Genomic DNA, 20,287 nt, shown 5'->3' on the forward strand with positions numbered 1-20,287 from the left:
TATGAGTATGCAGAATTTTCAACTATTAAAATGAGTCATAATACTCAAAATTAACAATTAACTTTAGAAAACACTCATTTTCTGTTACAAGCTAACTGAAATATGAATAAAATCATCTGTTCATATTTCAGCAAGACATGAGAAAAAGTTATCGATAAGCAGAGGCTAAATTAGATTTTTTCAGCCGAATAGGATTTAGAAGAGAGCCAGTCCGGTAAGTCATTCAACCCCATTGCCTGACGAAGTAATTTAGGTTTAATTCCCGGTAAATTATCTGCCAGAGATAACCCGATATCCCGCAAAAGTTTTTTCGCCGGATTATTGCCATCGAATAATTGACGAAAACCTTGCATGCCAGCCAGCATCACAGCAGCGCCATGTTTACGTCGACGCTCATAGCGACGCAAATAAAAGTGCTGACCAATGTCTTTTCCCTGACCATGCAAACGACGCAATTCACCTATCAGTTCAGCAACATCCATAAAGCCCAAATTCACTCCCTGTCCTGCCAATGGATGAATGGTATGAGCGGCATCGCCCAACAGGGCCAGACGATGAGCCGCAAAATTACGGGCATAACGACCGGTCAGTGGAATTGTCAGACGTTCACTCATCAGTTCACATTGACCAAGGCGCAGATCAAAATCTACCGCCAATTGCTGGTTAAAACGCTTATGATCAAGTTGTTTATACCGTTCAGCAACTTCACCCGGTAATGACCAGACGATAGAACACAAATGAGGATCGGCAAGGGGCAAAAACGCCAAAATACCCTCACCATAAAAGACCTGGCGGGCAACCCGGCCGTGCGGCTCTTCAGTGCGAATAGCGGCTACCAATGCATGATGTTCATAATCCCAAAATGTGAGAGGAATATCAGCATGTTGACGCAACCATGAATGAGCGCCATCAGCGCCAACAACTAAACGAGCGGTTAACATGCGACCATCGGATAAAGTCATAAAAGCTTCATTTTCACCCCTGGCAACCTGTTGCAAAGCCGCCGGCGCCAACATGGTCACATCAGGTAAGCTGTCTGCTTTTTTCCATAATGCCTCACGAATAACCCGATTCTCAATGATATGACCAAGATATTCCAGCCCATGTTCAGCCGCACTGAACTGAATACGGCCAAAGCTATCACGCTCCCAAACTTCCATTTCCTGATAAGAACTGGTGCGAATATCCAAGATATGTCGCCACACACCAAGATGCTGTAATAGGCGCTCACTGGCTGCATTAATCGCAGAGACCCGCAAAGCATACTCTTCTCCAGCAATAACGGGTTGAGCAGGAGGATAGTTCTCCACCACGGCCACCCGCAAACCACTGCCTTGTAAGCCACAGGCAAGCGCCAAACCAACCATACCGCCACCAGCGATAACCACGTCAAATGATTGCATAATATAACGTCCTCTTACTTTGTCTGCTTGATCTGCGGTTATCTTTGGGCGACCCAACCCAGAGTCTGACGGGCCAGGATATCCCGCATAGGAGAGCATTTTTCCATCATCATCAGGCCGAAGTGACGCCCGACTTGTAATGGAAAATAACGATTGGCAAATATCCGTATCAATCCATCGGTAATATCGATGGTGTTTTCTCGATCTAAAATTCGTTGTTGTTGGTAGTTGGCCAAAACCTGATAAGTACCAATATCCTGTCCAGCAGCAAAAGCCTCAGAAACAATCTGAGCCAATGTCATCACATCTCGCATACCAAGATTGAAACCCTGACCTGCAATTGGATGTAATGTTTGCGCGGCATTTCCCACCAGCGCCAATCGGTGGCTAATTTGTTGATTTGCAGTAGATAGTGTCAATGGATAGCTATGACGATGACCGGTTTCCAATATTTTCCCTAGTCTCCAGCCAAATGCTTGCTGTAACTGCCGAAGAAATTGCTCATTATTCCAACCCGCTATCTCCTTTTGCCGAGCCAATTGATGGCACCATACCAGCGAGCTCCGCCCCCCAGACATTGGCAACAAAGCAAGTGGCCCATGTTCTGTGAAACGTTCAAATGCACTGCCTCGCGGATGCTCCGAAGTCAGTACATTAGTAATTACAGCAACCTGTTCATAAGCGTGCCGTTGCCACTGAATATTACAGGCACGACCAATGGCAGAATGGCTGCCATCCGCCGCTACCAGCAATTCACCTTGCAGTCGTTCACCACTGTCCAGAGTGACAGCTACCGATGACAGGGTTCTTTCAACAGCCATAACCTTGGATGGACAATGTAGCGTTACACCAGGCGCATTTTTCAGTAATCCGAACAAACACTGCCCTGCATCATACAATTCGATAACATTGCCCAAAGCTGGAATGTTATATTCTTTTGCATAAAGGTTCACAAACCCTGCATGACCACGATCACTAACATGAACGTGAGTTATCGGTATCACATACTCTTCCAGAACAGACCAAACGCCAATCTGCTGTAAACGCTGGCAAGTACCGTAAGCCAGTGCTATCGCTCTGGCATCAAAACCGGGATGTTTCTGCTCCGGCTCTGCTGCTTCAATCAGGGACACATGAATCTGCCCCTTACTCAGGGAAGATATCGCCAGCGCAAGCGTCGCGCCGGTCATACCTCCACCAACGATAATCACGTTCATTCTTAACTTAACCCTGTTTTGCTTTCGCCATCAGAGCTTCAATCTCATCAGCTTCTTTAACAACACTGGCTGTCAGGTTTTCATTACCTGTTTCAGTGATCAAAATGTCATCTTCAATACGGATACCGATACCACGATATTCCATCGGCACATCAGCATCCGGTGCAATATAAAGCCCCGGTTCAACAGTCAATACCATTCCCGGTTGCAAAATACGGTCACGCTCTACACCATAATCACCAACATCATGCACATCCAACCCTAGCCAATGGCTTAATCCATGCATAAAGAACTGACGATAGGCTTTAGTTTCGATTAGATGTTCAACTTCACCGTGCATAATGCCTAGTTTCACCAACTCTTCTACCATAATCCGCACGACATGTTCTGTGACTTTGTTGATGCTGGTGCCTGGCTTATACAACTCCAATGAGACATTAAGTGTTTTCAGGACGATATCGTAAATTTCACGCTGAGCGCGGGTAAACTTGCCATTGACAGGGAAAGTACGGGTGATATCTCCGGCATACCCCTGATATTCACAACCGGCGTCCACCAACACTAAATCACCCTCTTTCATCCTACTTTCATTCTCGATGTAGTGCAGAATACAGCTATTTTCACCGCTCCCGACAATCGTGTTGTAAGCAGGGTAGCGAGCACCCTGATGAGTAAATTCGTGATGAATTTCGGCTTCCAGTTGATACTCAAACATACCTGAGCGGCAAAGTCTCATCGCGCGCATATGGGCCTGTGCACTGATTTCACCTGCCCGGCGCATCATTTCAATTTCTGACTTAGATTTGAACAACCGCATTTCATGCACCCAAGGGCGCCAATCGGTTATCGTTAAAGGCGCTGAAAGATTACGACGACCGCCTTTTCTTAATATATCCAACGCATGGAAGACAATTTCATCGGCATAAGCAAATTCGCCCTGTGCGTGATAAACCACATCCAAACCATTCAGTAACTGATAAAGCTCCTGCTTGATATCATCAAAAGGCAAAGCGCGATCAATACCTAGTTTTTCCGGCGCCGCTTCTTGCCCAAGACGGCGACCAAACCAAATTTCCGCAGTCAGGTCACGCGCTCGATTAAAGAGCACGCTATGATTATGCTTATCATCACTCTTAATTAATATCAGCACCGCTTCCGGTTCATTAAACCCAGTCAAATAAAGGAAATCGCTATGCTGACGATAGGGATGTTCATTATCTGAATTTCGTGGCGCAGGCGGGGCAGAAAAAATAATCGCTGCGCTGGCCGGAGCCATTTTTGCCAGTAAAGCCTGACGGCGGGATAAATATTCTTGTTTGATCATATCCTCTCCTGCGACTGAGTTAATTATTTTGCGTTCAATAAACACCAATTAATGCAATGTTGGTTTGTCATTTTTTGCGATTAAAACGGTTTTAGGTTCAGTAAAGGCGATATAGCAAAGCTGTGCTGCCACCCGCACATATTCAAGGACCTCTTCCAGTGCCTGGGCCAACTCTTCTTGATCATCACCTTCTTCATAACCAAGCAGAGCGATATTGCGCAAATCGCCAATAATCTCACTGATCTCTTTTCTATCCGCGAATTTCGGTTGAGCAACACCTAATCCCAGCAAAAAATGGTTAACCCATCCCGCTAATGCATCTGCGCGTTCAAACACATTATCTTCTTCATCTGGCAGCAATAAATTGAATGCGAAATTATTGTCATCCAATGATTCAAATGTGATTTCACGTAATTCACGCAATTGTTGAGCTAATGGATGGGAAAAAGCCAGCCCATCATTCGCTAAATCATGAACTAAGACCTGCCAGCTACTGTCGCGGTTACCACCGCACAGCAGGCCGCTAATCAACCCATGCATCTCCGCTGCCGTCAGCGCCACTGACTGTTGATGCAATATTTCGTCAAAAGATTGATAATCTGGTAATGAATTCTGTATAGACATGTGTATTGGTCATCGTTGACGGTGTAAGTTCATGCTATGCTACCACCAAGGGGAGTCGCTATACCAGACAACAACCTAGCTAATCGTTAGTTGTCTGTCGGTATCGCGTTATAATGATTGGCGCCGGTTTCAATTCTATAATTCAGAATTAAAACCGGAGCGCAGCAATAAGTCAGGAAGGGGTCATGTCTGCACAACCGGTAGATATCCAGATTTTTGGGCGGTCACTACGTGTCAATTGTCCATCAGAGCAAAAAGAAGCATTACTGGCTGCGGCTGTGGAACTTGAACAACGTTTAGAAGACTTGAAAGAACGCACCAGAGTAACCAATACTGAACAACTGATTTTTATTGTGGCATTGAATATCTGTCACGAATTGGCACAAGAAAAAGTGAAAACCCGTGACTATGCCTATAATATGGAACAGAAAATAAAGATGCTTCAACAGACTATAGAACAAGCACTGGTGGAACAAGGTCGCATCACTGAGAGCGCTATTTCACCAAATGAATGAATTCTATTGATAAATCATACATTAGTGAGTGAATCATTCGAGAATTAGTTGCTTTCTGTGTTTAGTTTCATACAATAGGTGTCACAAAGTTGCTTACAAGCACTGAATAAATTTCTCTGAGATGTTCGTGAACGGGGAAAGTCCCCTGAGCCGATATTTCATACATTATAGAATGTGGTGCTCCGTAGTCTGGTGTGCATGCTCGGTTCGGCCGAGAAGCCTAAAAGCTGCGACGCTGCGTTCACCTTGAACCAAGGGTTCAAGGGTTACTACCTGTAACGGCATCTTGGAGAATCTCAACCTTAATCGCTGCTGCTATCCATCGCAGGTTCTATGCAATCAGAGTCCCTGTTATCACTCAGACAAAGCATTAGAAAGAAAATACGCCAGCAACGTCGTGAACTCACTTCTGAACAACAATCGCTGTTTGCAAGACAAGCTGCTGAGCGAGCAATCAACCACCCCAAAATTTGCCAAGCCAACAAAATCGCACTATTTCTTTCGTTTGATGGCGAGCTCGATACCCGTCCACTGATTAACCAACTCTGGCAGCAAAATAAGCAGATCTATCTGCCCGTATTACATCCTTTCCGTCATCACCATCTGCTGTTTTTAAACTATCAACCCAATACCCCGCTTGTCAGAAATCGCTTCAATATAGAAGAGCCACCGCTAGATGTTAGGCAGGTTTTACCGTTATCAGAGCTGGATATCATGATGATCCCGCTGGTTGCTTTTGCCCGCACAGGGCAGCGGCTTGGCATGGGGGGCGGCTTTTACGATCGTACATTGAAGCAATGGCAACAAAAAAACTTCTATCCGATAGGTTTGGCGCATAACTGCCAGTTAGTCGATACACTACCAACAGCCGAATGGGATATTCCATTACCAGAAATCATCACACCTGAAAAAATCTGGCATTGGCAGTAAAAAAATAGGCGCCTTATACAAAACGCCCATTTGTGACATATCAAAATAATCAGTAAAGCAGACGAGAACGGATAGTACCCGGCAATGCTTTCAGTTTCTGAAATACCATTTCAGCTTGAGCCGGATTTTCAGTCACAATATCAATAACCACATAACCCATATCCCCACTGGTACGCAGATACTGAGCGGCAATATTGATATCCTGTTCAGCAAACACTTGGTTAATACTGTTCAATATACCCGGCCGATTTTCATGAATATGCAGAAACCGGTTGGTATCATCAGCATGAACAGGAAGAGACACTTCTGGGAAGTTTACTGCCGATAAGGTAGAACCATTGTCAGAGTATTTCGCTAACTTTCCGGCGACTTCGTAACCAATATTTTCCTGCGCTTCTTGGGTAGAACCTCCAATATGTGGTGTCAACAACACATTATCAAATTTACACAACAGTGACTCAAACGGATCATTATTGGTCGCCGGCTCAATGGGGAACACATCCACAGCCGCCCCTGACAGATGTTCACTTTCCAATGCATCGCATAATGCCGGGATATCCACCACCGTTCCACGTGAAGCATTAATCAAGATAGAACCCGGTTTCATCAGTGTAAGTTCGGTTGCACCAATCATATTTTTAGTTGATGGCGTTTCTGGTACATGCAAACTCACCACATCACTCATATTCAGTAATTCTGACAAATGACGTACCTGATGAGCATTACCTAATGGCAATTTGTTTTCAATATCGTAAAAGTAGACATCCATACCGATATTTTCAGCCAGAATACCAAGCTGAGTACCAATATGACCGTAACCGATAATACCCAGTTTTTTCCCACGCACTTCATAGCAGCCCTTAGCCTGCTTATCCCACACGCCTCGATGAGCTTTCGCATTCGCTAAAGGGATACGACGCAACAGCAGCAGCAATTCACCAAGGACCATTTCAGCAACAGAACGGGTATTAGAAAATGGCGCATTAAAGACAGGAATACCACGTTTCGCAGCCGCTTTCAGATTAACCTGATTGGTGCCAATACAGAAACAACCTACAGCAACCAATTTTTCGGCTGCCTGAAAAATGTCTTCGGTCAGTTGTGTGCGGGAACGGATACCAACAAAATGAGCATCACGAATTGCCTCTTTTAACTCTTTGGAATCTAACGCTCCCTTATGATATTCGATATTGCTATAACCGGCTGCTCGCAGATTTTCTACCGTGCTCTGATGCACGCCTTCCAATAACAAAAATTTAATCTTATCTTTTTCCAGAGATACCTTAACCATTTATCCTGCCTATTGTTACGCTTCGTTACATTTAAGATTCATTCTCTCAACATAACAAAAAAAACGAACACAGCAATATAAACGATTGCTATTCCCGTCACATAAGTCTTAACAAAGTAGTTATTATGCAGAATAAAATGATCTGAAAGAGCACAAAATTAGGATTTAGGTTAAATAACAATCATAGATATAAAATATATCACTAAATTCTTCTCCGATTTTAACAGTGAAAAATTTTTAAGGGCGAAGAACTTCGCCCCTATGAATAATATTATTGAGTGATGGTTTTTACTCCATCAAGTGTTCCCATCAATATAATATCCGCACCACGGTTAGCAAATAATCCTACAGTCACCACACCTGAGATACGATTAATTTTATTCTCTAATTCAACAGGATCGAGTATGGCTAGATTATGCACGTCAAGGATCATATTGCCGTTATCAGTCACAACATTCTGACGATATTTTGGTACTCCCCCCAACTTAACCAACTCACGAGCAACATAGGCGCGAGCCATTGGAATCACTTCGACCGGCAGAGGAAATTTACCTAATATATCAACTTTTTTAGAAGCATCAACAATACAAACGAATTTTTTCGCTATTGCAGCAATGATTTTTTCACGCGTTAATGCAGCGCCACCGCCTTTAATCATCTGCATATTGCCATTGATTTCATCCGCGCCATCAACATAGATATCCAGGGAATCCACTTCATTACAATCGAATACAGGAATGCCCAAACTTTTTAACTTCTCAGTAGAAGCCTCAGAGCTGGATACTGCCCCTTCAATCTGATCTTTAATGGAACCGAGGGCATCAATAAAATGTGAAGCCGTTGAACCAGTCCCCACGCCCACAATTGTTCCTGGTGTAACAAATTCGAGTGCTGCCCAACCCACTGCTTTTTTCAATTCGTCCTGAGTCATATCAATTCATTGCCTATATCAGTTACAAGGAAAGACCTCGACTAGTATAAACTTTGATAGCAACAAAGAAACCGCAATTCAATTAAAGTTGAATAGGATAAGTCACGGGAAATATAAGATTAAATGATGCCAAAACCCGCCATAGGGCGGGCGAAAAAAAGAGTGATGTTTATGCAGCTTCTTTGTTACGACGACGACCTTGCTTTTCTTGGCTTGGTGCCTGTGCATGTTCTTCCAAAGCCGGACCTACTTTCATGAGAAAATCCAAGGTCTCCCCAGCTTTCTTATAAGTTTGAATGGTATCGAACATCGGTTCTTTTTGTATTCTCATTAGCAACACCTCATAAAACAACTTCATATTACTGAACTGATTTCGTCATAGCAGGAAAAAATTCCCGACAAAATCTCTCTGTTATGACCATCGCAACAAATTTAAATAAACAAAATAGCTATTTTATTTGGTTCTACCTGGATACCATAACGCACATCTAAACGCAGAGATGTCAAAGAACTGATTCCTTAGACCTGCTCTCCAACTTTGCCGTTAATGTTTTAAGATCACATGACATTACATATCCGCAGCGCTCCAGCTCAAAACCAAACGAACGATAGTAAGCTATTTTATCCTTAACAGGTTCATGAATCCTGATGTCTTCACCACCAGACATATTCATGAAAATCAATGTTGCATATAGAGTATACAAAAGCATCTTTCTATGCAACGGATGATTTTCCATATCTTTCACAAAATTTTCCAATACATGGATGTTAAAACTCTTATCACTCAAATCATATATGGACAAAGCGACTCCAGCGGGAGCAGATTCAATTTGAAAATTTTCCCTTGATATGACAAATTTTATACATAAGCTGAAACAGTCATGTCGATTACCGATCTCTGTAATATAATAGTCCCAGTTAAGCTCACCATATGCTCCCGTTAGCATATTTGCATCGCTGTCAGAGACAGGACCGACCGCCAAATCTATTCCTCTCTGATCCATATATAACTGCAAAGTATTGTATGTTAATTGTGCAACATGTTTCAGTGACAGCATAATAAAGTAACCTTACTTACATTTTTATTATTATTAAATAGCCAAAAGTAACGTCTTTTAGACAATTTTATGAAAAATCCACACTTAAACGAAACATGCAAACAATCCTTAATTTAATCACCCTAATTCAATCAAAAGCTAATTATTAAGCTAACCAAAACAACTTCACACAGTTGTTGTTCCCCCGAGCATATTATTTATTCAACCACGTTAACAAACGTAACCTTCAAAAATGGAACCCCCTTCCCATAAAGGCCACCAATCAACGAAATTTCTCCAAAATTGGATGTAACATCGGTAATCTTTGGCAGGTGAGGCTTTACAACACACCAGATAAATTGCCTCATCCATCAGAAAAATATGGCATAGTGCTATACGGAAACATAAATAGTGCTATACGGAAACATAAATAGTGCTATGCGGAAACATAAATGGAGAATCTTTCTGTAATGAAACGTCCTGATTACCGAACACTGCAAGCCTTGGATGCTGTTGTCCGTGAACGTGGTTTCGAACGCGCAGCCCACAAACTCTGTATCACTCAATCCGCGGTTTCTCAACGTATCAAACAGTTGGAAAATCTGTTCGGCCAGCCTCTGCTAGTACGCACCGTTCCTCCGCGCCCCACAGAACAAGGACAAAAACTCCTGGCGCTATTACATCAGGTAGAATTGTTGGAAGAACAGTGGTTAGGCGATGAACAAGGGACAGATACGCCATTGCTGCTTTCATTGGCAGTCAATGCTGACAGCTTAGCAACCTGGCTGTTGCCGGCACTACATCCGGTACTTGCTGATTTGCCTATCCGACTCAATATTCAAGTTGAAGACGAAACTCGGACTCAGGAACAGTTAAGAAGAGGTGAAGTCGTTGGCGCGGTCAGTATTCAACCACAACCCTTACCCAGTTGTCTGGTCGATAAATTAGGAGCGCTGGATTATCTGTTTGTCGCCTCGCCAGAATTTGCTGCCCGCTATTTCCCAAATGGAGTTACCCGTTCAGCGTTACTAAAAGCCCCTGCGGTTGCATTCGACCATCTGGATGATATGCATCAGGCATTTTTACAACAGAACTTCGAGTTGTCGCCGGGTAGCGTTCCATGTCATATCGTCAACTCATCTGAAGCCTTTGTACAACTGGCAAAACAGGGTTCCACCTGTTGTATGATCCCTCATTTACAGATTGATCAGGAATTGAAAAATGGTGAACTGATCGACCTGACGCCGGGTTTATGTCAGCGCCGGATGCTCTATTGGCATCGTTTCGCACCGGAAAGCAGGACCATGAAAAAGGTGACTGACGCCCTATTGAAACTTGGGCGTCAGATGTTAAGACAAGATGACACGGATTAAGGTTTTAGTTCAAACACAACATCAACCTGATCGCTGAAATTGATGCTATCCTGCTGGTAAGTTTCACCCACTCCAGCAGCAGCACCTCCCGCCATCATCACATCAGAATTGCGATACTTCATATGGTCAATTATCTCTGGCGCTCGGTAATTGATACTGTATATCGAACCCACTTTGCTATTAAAGCCTTTCGCCAGTGCATCAGCTTGTTCAATCGCATTCTCAATGGCTTTCTGACGGGCTTCATCACGATATTTTTGCGGATTGTCCACCCCAAACTGAACAGATACGATTTCGTTCAAACCCGCTTTTAATGCTCCATCTAGCAGATCATTAAGTTGCTCTAACTTACGAACCTTCACTTCCACTGAACGGATCGCACGATAACCTTTCAGCACCGATTTGCCAGATACATTGTCATACTCATAATCAGGCTGAGTACGCAGATTCGCTGCATCAATATCTTTCTTTTCAATGCCGTTCTTTTTCAGAAAATCAAAATATTTAGCAACCAGCTCATCAACCTGCTTTTTAGCTCCAGAAGCATCTTTAGCAGAAATATTGACGTTAATCATCAATGTTGCTATATCCGGTTCAGCTTTCACTACCGCATTACCAGAAGTAATAACATGAGGGACTCCGGGTAAATCAGCAGCCTGTGCAGCAAGTGGCACCCCGGCACTTAACATGGCGGCCAACCCTAATGATTTCAATTTCACACAACCTCCGAAGAAAACCTGTTACAGAAAATGTTCATCCCACGGAAAAACCGAAATATACATGGGATGAATAAAACACTAACACAGAGAGTGCATGCAAAGAAGTGTCCAGCTCAATCAGAAATTAGTAATCCCTGCTTAGCAAGTTGCCATGCGATATACCACATAATGACACAGATAAACCCATTAATAATCCGTTGAGAAAGCGGCTTACTTAACACAGGGGAAAACCATGCGGCTAGCAATGACAGAGAAAAAAACCAACTAACAGAAGCGCTTGCGGCACCAAAAGTAAACCAGGGCCTGAGTTCTGAGGATAACTGGCCGCCAATACTGCCCAGAACAACAATGGTGTCTAAATAAACATGCGGATTTAACCAAGTGACCGCAAAGATAATCGCAATGACCCGCCAACGGTTTTTTGCCGTACTACTCGCCTGCACCTGTTCAATATTGGCAAACAAAACCACACGTAAAGCCCCCCATCCATACCAGAATAAAAAAGCAACACCCCCCCAGGTGACAAATTGCAAGAGTAAAGTTGACTGACTCAGTAATGCACTACCACCAAATACACCGACACCAATCAGAAAACCATCACTGATCGCGCACAAAGTTGCGCTCATCAAATGAAATTGTCTCCTGCTACCTTGCTGCATAACAAAGGCATTTTGTGGACCAAGAGGCAAAATCATTGCTGCGCTAAGAAAAAAACCCTGCACAAATGTCGATAACATAAAAAAACTCCTCAATAATTATTCACTTTGCTATTTCAATGTTCAGAATATTAAGAAGAATAGCTCATTAGAGGAAATAAATGCTTCTAATTGATCATAAGAAATTTTAATAACCAACCAAAAAGCAGGTTTTTATAGGAAAACTATTTGATTAATTCAAAGAAAATCAAGCTAATACACACTAAAAGCATTAATGAATCTATCAATGCTATGAAAATAAGAGGAAGAGGTTATTTTGAAAAAAATTACGGGTTTCATGCTGTTAGCAATCATTATTATTGCCGCTCTTACTGTCAGAAACTACTATTTGCTGCGAAATGATGTTGAAGAGACATTAAACCACTATGAAATAATTGAATATTATATTGGTACAGCAAATATTATAGATGTGGAGCTCAGTAATTATCAGCCTTTCTTATGTGAGAAAGGCTGTGAACGTTTCGTTCTTAAAATACGGGGTGAAAAAGGCGATGGGATAGTCACTGCTGATATTAATTTCCATACTTCAGATGTTTCGTCTGCTATCCTTTGCTTGTCTGATAACAAGAAAATAGCACTGACAGAAGATATCAGCGATGATTTTATTAAAAACAACCTTAATACCTTATGCCAGTAAAATAAGCCAGAATAATAGAGCGTCCGCGCTATCCACAGCGCGGCGCTGATTTACCGGTAAAGATTTACAGCCTATTCACACCATCAGATGGTTATTATCCAATATCCTCTGAATTAATCACCCATTTTACTCCGCGCCATAGCTTGGTTCTGATGCAAATAAACATCCATTTGTGGATAAGGAATACTGATATTGTGTTTATCCAATGTGCGTTTAAAATTCTCCATCAAATCCCAATAGACCTCCCAAGCATCGCCATTGGCAGTCCATACACGCACAACAAAATTCAGTGAAGAAGGCGCCATTTCATGCAAACGAATCGTCACGCCTTTGTCATGCTGAATACGGTTGTCTGCGGCAATAACATCCCCTAATACTTTTTTAACTTCATCAATATCCGCATTATACGCAACACCGACCATAATCTGAGTTCGGCGATTCGGTTCACGACTGGTATTAATAACATTATCAGCAATAATTTTCCCATTCGGGATTACGATGATCTTGTCATCCGCTGTACGCAATGTAGTAGAGAAAATCTGCACCTGAACAACTGTGCCCTCAACCGCGCCCAGAATAACATATTCGCCCGCACGGATTGGACGAAAAGCCACCAGCAATACCCCTGCGGCAAAGTTGGACAAAGAACCTTGTAAAGCCAAACCAACAGCTAAACCAGCAGCACCGATAACCGCAATGACAGAAGCCGTCTGAACGCCTAATTTGCCCAAAACTGCAATAATAGTGAACGCAATAATCGAATAACGAACAATAGCAGCCAGGAAATCTGATACCGTTACATCAATGCCGCGCAATGACATAACTCTTCTCACGCCCTTACTAATGAGTTTCGCCGCCATCAATCCCAGAATAAGAATCAGAATAGCCGCAACAGTATTGACCAGATATTGAATGATTAAATCCTGATGATTAATAAGCCAGCTTGTAGCTTCATTAATGCCACCAGACAGATTGATATCTTCCATTAAAACCACCTTGATTCTTTAGCTATTCAACTATAATTGAGTAAAATTACTCAATGACTATCCTTCATAACAACCATTAACAGTAAGAAAAAATCTATCGTGCCAGAAAATTCTTTTTGTCTATATACAACTTTTTACCAATCGTTTTTTAAAATAAAGTCCCGATAATCGGTCAACATATCAAGAAAATCCTTGGTACCACAAAAAGACAGGCTCTCATTATCGTAATAGCTCATGCCCTCCTCCATCGAATCAGTTTCAAACTCAAGCTGATTAGCACGAACCATAACCTCTTCCTCATCCATTAGCAGCGTATATTCGTGACCCACAAGTTGCCATTGACGTTCACTACCTTTAATTTCAGCCAGTGCTGCGGCAACCTTATCTATTACCGTTAAATCACCGTTAACTTCTTCATTCAGCCACTGACCAATAGCTTCATGATCCATTGAGAATCGGCTAGTCACCTTCCCAGTGACATCCAGCAAAAATTCGTAGTCCATCATTAACCTCCGGTACTTCTTTCCGTTCTAAATTTCCTAGCAATTCCGCCCCAGAATCAGCCCACAAACTGCAAGAAGTGTGAGACTAACGCCTCTATGCTGACACAACGATATGGTTTGCACCTGATAACCGAAATGTCCACCCCAAGCTATCCTTGAAGTTTATGTCTGCTATGGCTTTCATCGGAGAAGAGTTCAGCCTTAGTGCAAATATAAACAAATACACTATAATTAATAATATCTCAGAGAAACAGAAACAGCAAAATCGAACACACATCCACGAATCGATGAGGTATATTCAAGAGCCTTGCAATACAACCAGCTATTTTCTATCTTGTCTGGAAAAACAAAGATACTTTTCAGGAGCCATTATGATACGTCATATTCTTTTGTTAAAATTCGCGCCCGAAATACAAGAACAACAATTAACGACGATAAGAGATACCGCGATTTCGATGCCACATCAAATCAAAGGTATTTCTTCCGTTGTTGAGTGGGGAGGTAATGTAAGTAGTGAAAATAAGAATAAAGGTTTTACACATGCTATCACTATGATATTTGATGATCAAAAAGCTATTTCAAACTATTTGTCTCACCCTGCACATGACAAGTTAAAAGATCTCCTTACAGATTCTGTCGACGATATCATTGTCTTTGATTATGAAATATAATTTTCATTTCTGGGGAATAACTATTGACTCATCAATGTTCAACACTACGAATATTACTGGCGCGCCTAAGAATAATTAGACGCGCCGATTATCGGTAGAAACAGAATTACGTGGATTCTCATGGGGGATTTAAATATTTAATCAAAAATTAAATACTACATAAAAAATTTTTAACCTTACCTATTTGGTGATAGCTTGCTGTAAAATCAGCATCATTTATAAAAGATAATGAGATAATAAAATAGCGGATTTTACCGACCATTTTAGGCTGTTTAAAAACCTATTTAAAGAAAGAGAAGGATTTCTACATCATTGAAAAAAGGGTAAAAATTATAACGATCGGACGGGTTAAGCAGTGTAAAACCAGGAAGAGTAACAGATTTGTTTAATAACATTAAAATCAAAGCTCATTTATTTAATAGGTTTTAATGTTGATAAATGTTTTTTCTTTTTTCACTACTAATTTTATCAATACAGTTAATACTATTACCCTCCTGATTAATCAATTTAAAATCCGTTTTCCCCGCTGCTTTCTCTTTAATGTCAATTATAGCACCGCACTTTTCACCCACTTTTAAAAACCATTAATCACTACTTTTTACCTTTAATGATTAAAGTTTTTATCTGCTTTTTAACGATACGCTTACTTTTTTTCCAGATTTTAAAACCACACTGATAAGCAAAAAACAGCTTCTATTAACACTTATTTTGTCATTGATAAAAACTTAGTAGTGATAGGCGAAACGTTAAAAGCCAGCAATGTAATATGGGAGGTTTTTACCTCCCATTCGTTCATATTGCAATATATCGAAATTACACCGCGGTTTGGAAAATCACATCATCCGCTTTTTCGGTGTATTGGTTCAGTTGATCAAAATTGAGATAACGGTAAGTGTCTTCCGCGGTTTCATCAACTTTAGCCATAAATTGCTGGTACTCTTCCGGTGTAGGCAGACGTCCCAACAGAGAAGCTACAGCCGCCAGTTCAGCCGATGCCAGGTAAACATTCGCACCCGTTCCCAGACGATTCGGGAAGTTACGAGTCGAAGTAGAAACCACTGTTACACCGTCAGCAACGCGTGCCTGATTACCCATACACAAGGAACAGCCAGGAATTTCAACCCGTGCTCCACTCTTACCAAAGATGCTGTAATAACCTTCCTCTGTGAGTTGAGCCGCATCCATTTTCGTTGGCGGAGCAACCCACAAACGAGTCGGTAATTGACCTTTATGTTGATCCAATAACTTACCGGCGGCACGGAAATGACCAATGTTAGTCATACAAGAACCGATAAAAACTTCATCGATTTTACTGTTCGCCACATCAGACAGTAAACGGGCATCATCTGGATCGTTCGGTGCGCACAGAATAGGTTCTTTAATTTCGGCTAGATCGATTTCGATAACCGCTGCGTATTCTGCATCAGCATCTGCTTCCAGCAACTGGGGATCTTTCAGCCAGTTTTCCATACCCGTTACGCGGCGTTCCAATGTACGGCGATCACCATAACCTTCGGCAATCATCCATTTCAGCAGCACAATATTAGATTGCAGGTATTCAATAATCGGCGCTTTATCCAATTTAATGGTACAGCCCGCCGCAGAGCGCTCCGCAGAAGCATCTGCCAGCTCAAACGCCTGCTCAACTTTCAGATCTGGCAAACCTTCGATTTCGAGGATACGGCCAGAGAAGATGTTTTTCTTACCTTTCTTTTCAACCGTCAGCAGACCTTGCTGAATCGCATAGTAAGGAATCGCATGAACCAAATCACGCAAAGTAATACCGGGCTGCATCTGCCCTTTAAAACGAACCAACACCGATTCTGGCATATCCAAAGGCATCACCCCCGTCGCGGCAGCAAACGCCACCAGACCAGAACCTGCCGGGAAGGAGATACCAATTGGGAAACGGGTATGGGAATCACCACCGGTACCAACCGTATCAGGCAACAACATACGGTTCAGCCATGAGTGAATGATGCCATCGCCCGGACGCAGAGAAACGCCGCCACGGTTCATAATGAAGTCAGGCAAGGTATGGTGAGTAGTGACGTCAACCGGCTTAGGGTAAGCAGCCGTATGGCAGAATGACTGCATCACCAGATCCGCAGAGAAGCCCAGACACGCCAAGTCTTTCAGTTCATCACGGGTCATTGGGCCGGTAGTATCCTGAGAACCAACAGAGGTCATTTTAGGTTCACAGTATTCACCTGGGCGAATGCCCGCCGTGCCACATGCCCGGCCAACCATTTTCTGAGCCAAGGAGAAACCACGACTACTTTCCTCAACCGCTTTCGCCTGACGGAAAACATCACTGGGGGGTAAACCAAGAGACTCACGCGCCTTACTGGTCAAACCGCGACCGATAATCAGTGGAATACGGCCGCCAGCACGCACTTCATCCAACAATACATCGGTTTTCAGCTCAAATTCAGCCAGTAACTCATTGGTTTCGTGGTGACGTACTTCCCCTTTATATGGGTAGACATCAATCACATCACCCATATTTAATTTGGCTACATCCATCTCTATTGGCAGTGCGCCAGCATCTTCCATTGTATTGAAGAAGATTGGCGCAATTTTACCGCCCAGAACCACGCCGCCACCACGTTTGTTTGGCACAAATGGAATATCTTCGCCCATAAACCACAGCACTGAGTTAGTGGCCGATTTGCGGGAAGAACCTGTACCCACAACATCACCGACATAAGCCAGCGGATAGCCTTTCTTATTCAGCTCTTCAATCTGTTTGATTGGACCAATAACACCGGCTTGATCCGGGGCAATCCCTTCGCGGGCATTTTTCAACATTGCCAGAGCATGCAGCGGAATATCAGGGCGTGACCATGCATCCTGCGCAGGAGATAAATCGTCAGTGTTTGTTTCACCCGTCACTTTAAATACTGTGACTGTAATTTTTTCTGCCAATTCAGGGCGTTCCAGATACCACTGCGCATCAGCCCAAGATTGCATAATTTGTTTGGCTTGTGGATTACCTGCTTTTGCTTTTTCTTCTACATCATAGAAGTTGTCAAACATCAACAAAGTATGAGAGAGCGCTTTAGCTGCAATTGGAGCCAGTTTTTCATTATCCAGAGCATCAATCAAAGGATGAATATTATAACCACCCTGCATCGTTCCAAGCAGTTCAATCGCCTTTTCTGGCGTGATTAGTGGTGAAATAGTTTCGCCTTTCGCAATGGCGGCAAGAAAACCGGCTTTTACATAGGCCGCTTCGTCAACGCCAGGGGGAACTCGGTTAATCAGCAAATCTAACAGGAAATCTTCTTCACCTTTTGGTGGGCTCTTCAGTAACTCAACCAACGCCGCCGCTTGTGTCGCGTCCAATGGTTTAGGGACGACGCCTTGGGCTGCACGCTCGGCTACGTGCTTGCGGTATTCTTCTAGCACGACTTTCTCCTCGCTCTCATTGTCATTTTATCTACCCGGCTCTGCACCCGCCTTAGAACCTGCCTCACCAAGCTATTATCTTTGCGTAACAACATGTGTTTTCACAACAATAGTCCTTCCGGGGATAGGTTGTTAATTATGGTTCCGGGTGCCAGGTCAGAGGATTGCCGGCATAACTTAGTAAGTACAAACAAGTTATGCCCAGCTTCGGGCGTCCAGCATACCAAAATTTGAATGCGATGTTAATTCGTTCACATAAAAGTAACATTAACTGATAGTAATATTCTGAATTAACAGCAGACAAAGCTATTAAAACAGATTATTCCGCTGATTTTTGCCAGTAACACCCACAAAAGCCATACTTTTTATGCCGTGTTTTCTCAAACAGGTCATACCAGAATAAAAAACGGCCTCCATATAAATGAAAGCCGCTTCGGTAAATTAGATTAATCGATTTAAGAAATTATTTCTTTTTCTTCGCTTTCGCATTAGGCAAATCAGTAATGCTGCCTTCAAAGACTTCAGCGGCCAGACCTACCGATTCATGCAACGTTGGGTGAGCGTGGATGGTCAACGCGATATCTTCCGCATCACAACCCATTTCAATTGCCAGACCGATTTCACCCAGCAGTTCACCACCGTTAGTACCAACAATAGCCCCACCGATAATACGATTGCTTTCTTTATCGAAAATCAGTTTGGTCATACCGTCAGCACAATCAGAAGCAATTGCGCGGCCAGAAGCTGCCCACGGGAAAGTTGCCGTTTCATAGCTAATGCCTTTCTCTTTCGCTTCTTTTTCAGTCAAACCAACCCATGCAACTTCTGGTTCAGTGTAAGCAATGGATGGAATCACTTTTGGATCAAAGTAGTGTTTCTTACCGGAAATCACTTCCGCCGCAACGTGACCTTCGTGAACGCCTTTATGCGCCAGCATCGGCTGACCAACGATGTCGCCAATAGCAAAGATGTGCGGTACATTGGTACGCATTTGCTTATCAACATGGATAAAGCCACGGTCATCAACGTTAACTCCAGCTTTACCTGCATCCAGCATTTTACCGTTAGGTACACGACCAATGGCAACCAGAACCGCGTCATAACGCTGTGGTTCTGTCGGTGCGTTTTTGCCTTCCATCGTGACGTAGATACCATCTTCTTTGGCTTCTACTACGGTAACTTTGGTTTCCAGCATCAGATTAAATTGTTTGCTGATACGTTTGGTAAAGACTTTCACCACGTCTTTATCAGCCGCAGGAATCACCTGATCCAACATTTCAACAACATCAATCTGAGAACCCAGAGCGTGGTAAACGGTTCCCATTTCCAGACCGATAATACCGCCGCCCATCACCAACAAGCGGCCAGGAACCGTTGTCAGCGCCAAAGCATCTGTAGAATCCCAAACACGCGGGTCATCATGAGGAATAAACGGCAATTGGATAGGACGAGAACCCGCGGCAATAATGGCGTTATCAAAATTAATCGTTGTTGCGCCACCTTCACCTTCAACAACCAGCGTGTTAGCCCCTGTAAATTTACCAAAACCATTAACCACTTTAACTTTACGGCCTTTAGCCATACCAGCCAAACCACCGGTTAGCTGATTAATAACTTTTTCTTTCCAAACACGGACTTTTTCGATGTCAGTTTTCGGTTCACCAAAAACGATGCCATGATCTGCCAGCGCTTTAGCTTCCTCAATCACTTTTGCTACATGCAGCAATGCCTTAGAAGGGATACAACCAACGTTAAGACAAACACCACCTAAGGTAGAGTAACGTTCCACCAGGACGGTTTCCAAACCTAAATCCGCGCAACGAAAAGCAGCAGAATATCCTGCTGGACCTGCCCCAAGTACCACAACTTGGGCTTTAATTTCAGTACTCATCATGACCTCTTAATTGTTTGTCCGGCGGGTCAGGCGCCAAAAACGATATATTCCACCGGGACCTACACACCGCGAGCAGTTTACAGAATTGTTAATAACCTGAAAAGC

The 20,287-nt window shown here is 43.0% G+C and carries 19 protein-coding genes and 1 other RNA gene; 6 read left to right on the forward strand and 14 right to left on the reverse strand.

All coding sequences use genetic code 11. The features are described from left to right. Nucleotides 1–170: 170 nt before the first annotated feature. The 4 genes from ubiI to B0X70_RS17995 are packed head-to-tail and all read right to left on the reverse strand — an operon-like array spanning nt 171 to nt 4,568. Nucleotides 171–1,403, reverse strand: a complete 1,233-nt coding sequence (gene ubiI, locus B0X70_RS17980) for an FAD-dependent 2-octaprenylphenol hydroxylase (protein ID WP_217470026.1) — start codon at nt 1,401–1,403, stop codon at nt 171–173. A gap of 38 nt (nt 1,404–1,441) precedes the next feature. After that, a complete protein-coding gene (ubiH, locus tag B0X70_RS17985) occupies nt 1,442–2,620 on the reverse strand; it encodes a 2-octaprenyl-6-methoxyphenyl hydroxylase (protein WP_046396963.1) in 1,179 nt (392 codons plus the stop codon). Between the two features lie 7 nt (nt 2,621–2,627). Further along, nucleotides 2,628–3,944, reverse strand: a complete 1,317-nt coding sequence (gene pepP, locus B0X70_RS17990; protein ID WP_217470027.1) for a Xaa-Pro aminopeptidase — start codon at nt 3,942–3,944, stop codon at nt 2,628–2,630. A gap of 48 nt (nt 3,945–3,992) precedes the next feature. Then, nucleotides 3,993–4,568: a YecA/YgfB family protein gene (locus tag B0X70_RS17995; protein WP_036810752.1), complete on the reverse strand. Its 576-nt coding sequence runs from the start codon at nt 4,566–4,568 to the stop codon at nt 3,993–3,995. Nucleotides 4,569–4,753: 185 nt separating this feature from the next. On the opposite strand from B0X70_RS17995, the gene zapA reads away from it, so the two are divergent. The 3 genes from zapA (at nt 4,754) to B0X70_RS18010 (ending at nt 6,013) form a co-directional block, all read left to right on the forward strand. Then, nucleotides 4,754–5,083, forward strand: coding sequence for a cell division protein ZapA (gene zapA, locus B0X70_RS18000; protein ID WP_217470028.1), 330 nt, complete (start codon nt 4,754–4,756; stop codon nt 5,081–5,083). Between the two features lie 110 nt (nt 5,084–5,193). Next, a non-coding RNA gene (gene ssrS / locus B0X70_RS18005) (6S RNA) lies at nt 5,194–5,380 on the forward strand. Between the two features lie 36 nt (nt 5,381–5,416). After that, nucleotides 5,417–6,013: a 5-formyltetrahydrofolate cyclo-ligase gene (locus B0X70_RS18010; RefSeq protein ID WP_217470029.1), complete on the forward strand. Its 597-nt coding sequence runs from the start codon at nt 5,417–5,419 to the stop codon at nt 6,011–6,013. 49 nt (nt 6,014–6,062) lie between these two features. Here B0X70_RS18010 and serA read toward each other — a convergent pair whose 3' ends face one another. The 4 genes from serA to B0X70_RS18030 form a co-directional block, all read right to left on the reverse strand. Next, the gene (gene serA / locus B0X70_RS18015; protein ID WP_217470030.1) at nt 6,063–7,304 is read right to left on the reverse strand and encodes a phosphoglycerate dehydrogenase; all 1,242 of its coding nucleotides are present in this window, start codon (nt 7,302–7,304) and stop codon (nt 6,063–6,065) included. Nucleotides 7,305–7,575: 271 nt separating this feature from the next. Next, entirely contained in the window at nt 7,576–8,235 is a 660-nt protein-coding gene (gene rpiA, locus B0X70_RS18020; RefSeq protein WP_217470031.1) for a ribose-5-phosphate isomerase RpiA, read from the reverse strand. A gap of 169 nt (nt 8,236–8,404) precedes the next feature. Next, a complete protein-coding gene (locus B0X70_RS18025; RefSeq protein WP_201445792.1) occupies nt 8,405–8,566 on the reverse strand; it encodes a hypothetical protein in 162 nt (53 codons plus the stop codon). Between the two features lie 172 nt (nt 8,567–8,738). After that, nucleotides 8,739–9,293 carry a hypothetical protein gene (locus B0X70_RS18030; protein ID WP_046396960.1) on the reverse strand — a complete coding sequence of 185 codons (555 nt, stop codon included), beginning with the start codon at nt 9,291–9,293 and terminating at the stop codon, nt 8,739–8,741. Between the two features lie 449 nt (nt 9,294–9,742). Between B0X70_RS18030 and B0X70_RS18035 the strand changes: the two genes are divergently transcribed. After that, nucleotides 9,743–10,645, forward strand: coding sequence for a LysR family transcriptional regulator ArgP (locus tag B0X70_RS18035; RefSeq protein ID WP_046396970.1), 903 nt, complete (start codon nt 9,743–9,745; stop codon nt 10,643–10,645). On the opposite strand, the gene B0X70_RS18040 is transcribed toward B0X70_RS18035, so the two are convergent. Further along, complete coding sequence (locus B0X70_RS18040; protein ID WP_036781307.1) at nt 10,642–11,364, reverse strand: oxidative stress defense protein; 723 nt, start codon at nt 11,362–11,364, stop codon at nt 10,642–10,644. The two genes, B0X70_RS18035 and B0X70_RS18040, sit on opposite strands and share 4 nt — an antisense overlap. A 113-nt stretch (nt 11,365–11,477) precedes the next feature. Beyond that, entirely contained in the window at nt 11,478–12,101 is a 624-nt protein-coding gene (gene argO / locus B0X70_RS18045) for an arginine exporter ArgO (protein ID WP_036810765.1), read from the reverse strand. 235 nt (nt 12,102–12,336) lie between these two features. On the opposite strand from argO, the gene B0X70_RS18050 reads away from it, so the two are divergent. Then, nucleotides 12,337–12,717, forward strand: a complete 381-nt coding sequence (locus B0X70_RS18050; protein ID WP_046396959.1) for a hypothetical protein — start codon at nt 12,337–12,339, stop codon at nt 12,715–12,717. Nucleotides 12,718–12,830: 113 nt separating this feature from the next. Here the strand turns inward: B0X70_RS18050 and mscS are convergent, their stop codons facing one another. Both mscS and B0X70_RS18060 read right to left on the reverse strand, forming a co-directional pair. Beyond that, on the reverse strand, nt 12,831–13,703 hold the full coding sequence (mscS, locus tag B0X70_RS18055; RefSeq protein ID WP_105396275.1) for a small-conductance mechanosensitive channel MscS: 873 nt from the start codon (nt 13,701–13,703) through the stop codon (nt 12,831–12,833). Nucleotides 13,704–13,837: 134 nt separating this feature from the next. Then, nucleotides 13,838–14,206: a YacL family protein gene (locus B0X70_RS18060; protein ID WP_046396958.1), complete on the reverse strand. Its 369-nt coding sequence runs from the start codon at nt 14,204–14,206 to the stop codon at nt 13,838–13,840. A 371-nt stretch (nt 14,207–14,577) separates the two neighbouring features. Here B0X70_RS18060 and B0X70_RS18065 point away from each other — a divergent pair, with 371 nt between their 5' ends. Next, nucleotides 14,578–14,877 (forward strand): Dabb family protein, encoded by a 300-nt coding sequence (locus B0X70_RS18065; protein WP_036810966.1) that lies wholly within the window; start codon nt 14,578–14,580, stop codon nt 14,875–14,877. 813 nt (nt 14,878–15,690) lie between these two features. On the opposite strand, the gene acnB is transcribed toward B0X70_RS18065, so the two are convergent. Then, nucleotides 15,691–18,288 carry a bifunctional aconitate hydratase 2/2-methylisocitrate dehydratase gene (gene acnB, locus B0X70_RS18070; RefSeq protein ID WP_040153547.1) on the reverse strand — a complete coding sequence of 866 codons (2,598 nt, stop codon included), beginning with the start codon at nt 18,286–18,288 and terminating at the stop codon, nt 15,691–15,693. 463 nt (nt 18,289–18,751) lie between these two features. Next, entirely contained in the window at nt 18,752–20,179 is a 1,428-nt protein-coding gene (gene lpdA, locus B0X70_RS18075) for a dihydrolipoyl dehydrogenase (protein ID WP_088776099.1), read from the reverse strand. Between the last annotated feature and the right edge of the window lie 108 nt (nt 20,180–20,287).

Source organism: Photorhabdus akhurstii (genome assembly GCF_019090985.1).
In the GTDB taxonomy this organism is placed as follows: domain Bacteria; phylum Pseudomonadota; class Gammaproteobacteria; order Enterobacterales; family Enterobacteriaceae; genus Photorhabdus; species Photorhabdus akhurstii.

Coding starts and splice junctions, on each gene's coding strand:
- B0X70_RS18025 (WP_201445792.1), bottom strand. CDS start 8,566: ATGAGAATACAAAAAGAACCGATGTTCGATACCATTCAAACTTATAAG.
- B0X70_RS18030 (WP_046396960.1), bottom strand. CDS start 9,293: ATGCTGTCACTGAAACATGTTGCACAATTAACATACAATACTTTGCAG.
- ubiI (WP_217470026.1), bottom strand. CDS start 1,403: ATGCAATCATTTGACGTGGTTATCGCTGGTGGCGGTATGGTTGGTTTG.
- B0X70_RS18065 (WP_036810966.1), top strand. CDS start 14,578: ATGATACGTCATATTCTTTTGTTAAAATTCGCGCCCGAAATACAAGAA.
- B0X70_RS18010 (WP_217470029.1), top strand. CDS start 5,417: ATGCAATCAGAGTCCCTGTTATCACTCAGACAAAGCATTAGAAAGAAA.
- B0X70_RS18060 (WP_046396958.1), bottom strand. CDS start 14,206: ATGGACTACGAATTTTTGCTGGATGTCACTGGGAAGGTGACTAGCCGA.
- mscS (WP_105396275.1), bottom strand. CDS start 13,703: ATGGAAGATATCAATCTGTCTGGTGGCATTAATGAAGCTACAAGCTGG.
- serA (WP_217470030.1), bottom strand. CDS start 7,304: ATGGTTAAGGTATCTCTGGAAAAAGATAAGATTAAATTTTTGTTATTG.
- lpdA (WP_088776099.1), bottom strand. CDS start 20,179: ATGAGTACTGAAATTAAAGCCCAAGTTGTGGTACTTGGGGCAGGTCCA.
- ubiH (WP_046396963.1), bottom strand. CDS start 2,620: ATGAACGTGATTATCGTTGGTGGAGGTATGACCGGCGCGACGCTTGCG.
- rpiA (WP_217470031.1), bottom strand. CDS start 8,235: ATGACTCAGGACGAATTGAAAAAAGCAGTGGGTTGGGCAGCACTCGAA.
- B0X70_RS17995 (WP_036810752.1), bottom strand. CDS start 4,568: ATGTCTATACAGAATTCATTACCAGATTATCAATCTTTTGACGAAATA.
- pepP (WP_217470027.1), bottom strand. CDS start 3,944: ATGATCAAACAAGAATATTTATCCCGCCGTCAGGCTTTACTGGCAAAA.
- zapA (WP_217470028.1), top strand. CDS start 4,754: ATGTCTGCACAACCGGTAGATATCCAGATTTTTGGGCGGTCACTACGT.
- B0X70_RS18035 (WP_046396970.1), top strand. CDS start 9,743: ATGAAACGTCCTGATTACCGAACACTGCAAGCCTTGGATGCTGTTGTC.
- argO (WP_036810765.1), bottom strand. CDS start 12,101: ATGTTATCGACATTTGTGCAGGGTTTTTTTCTTAGCGCAGCAATGATT.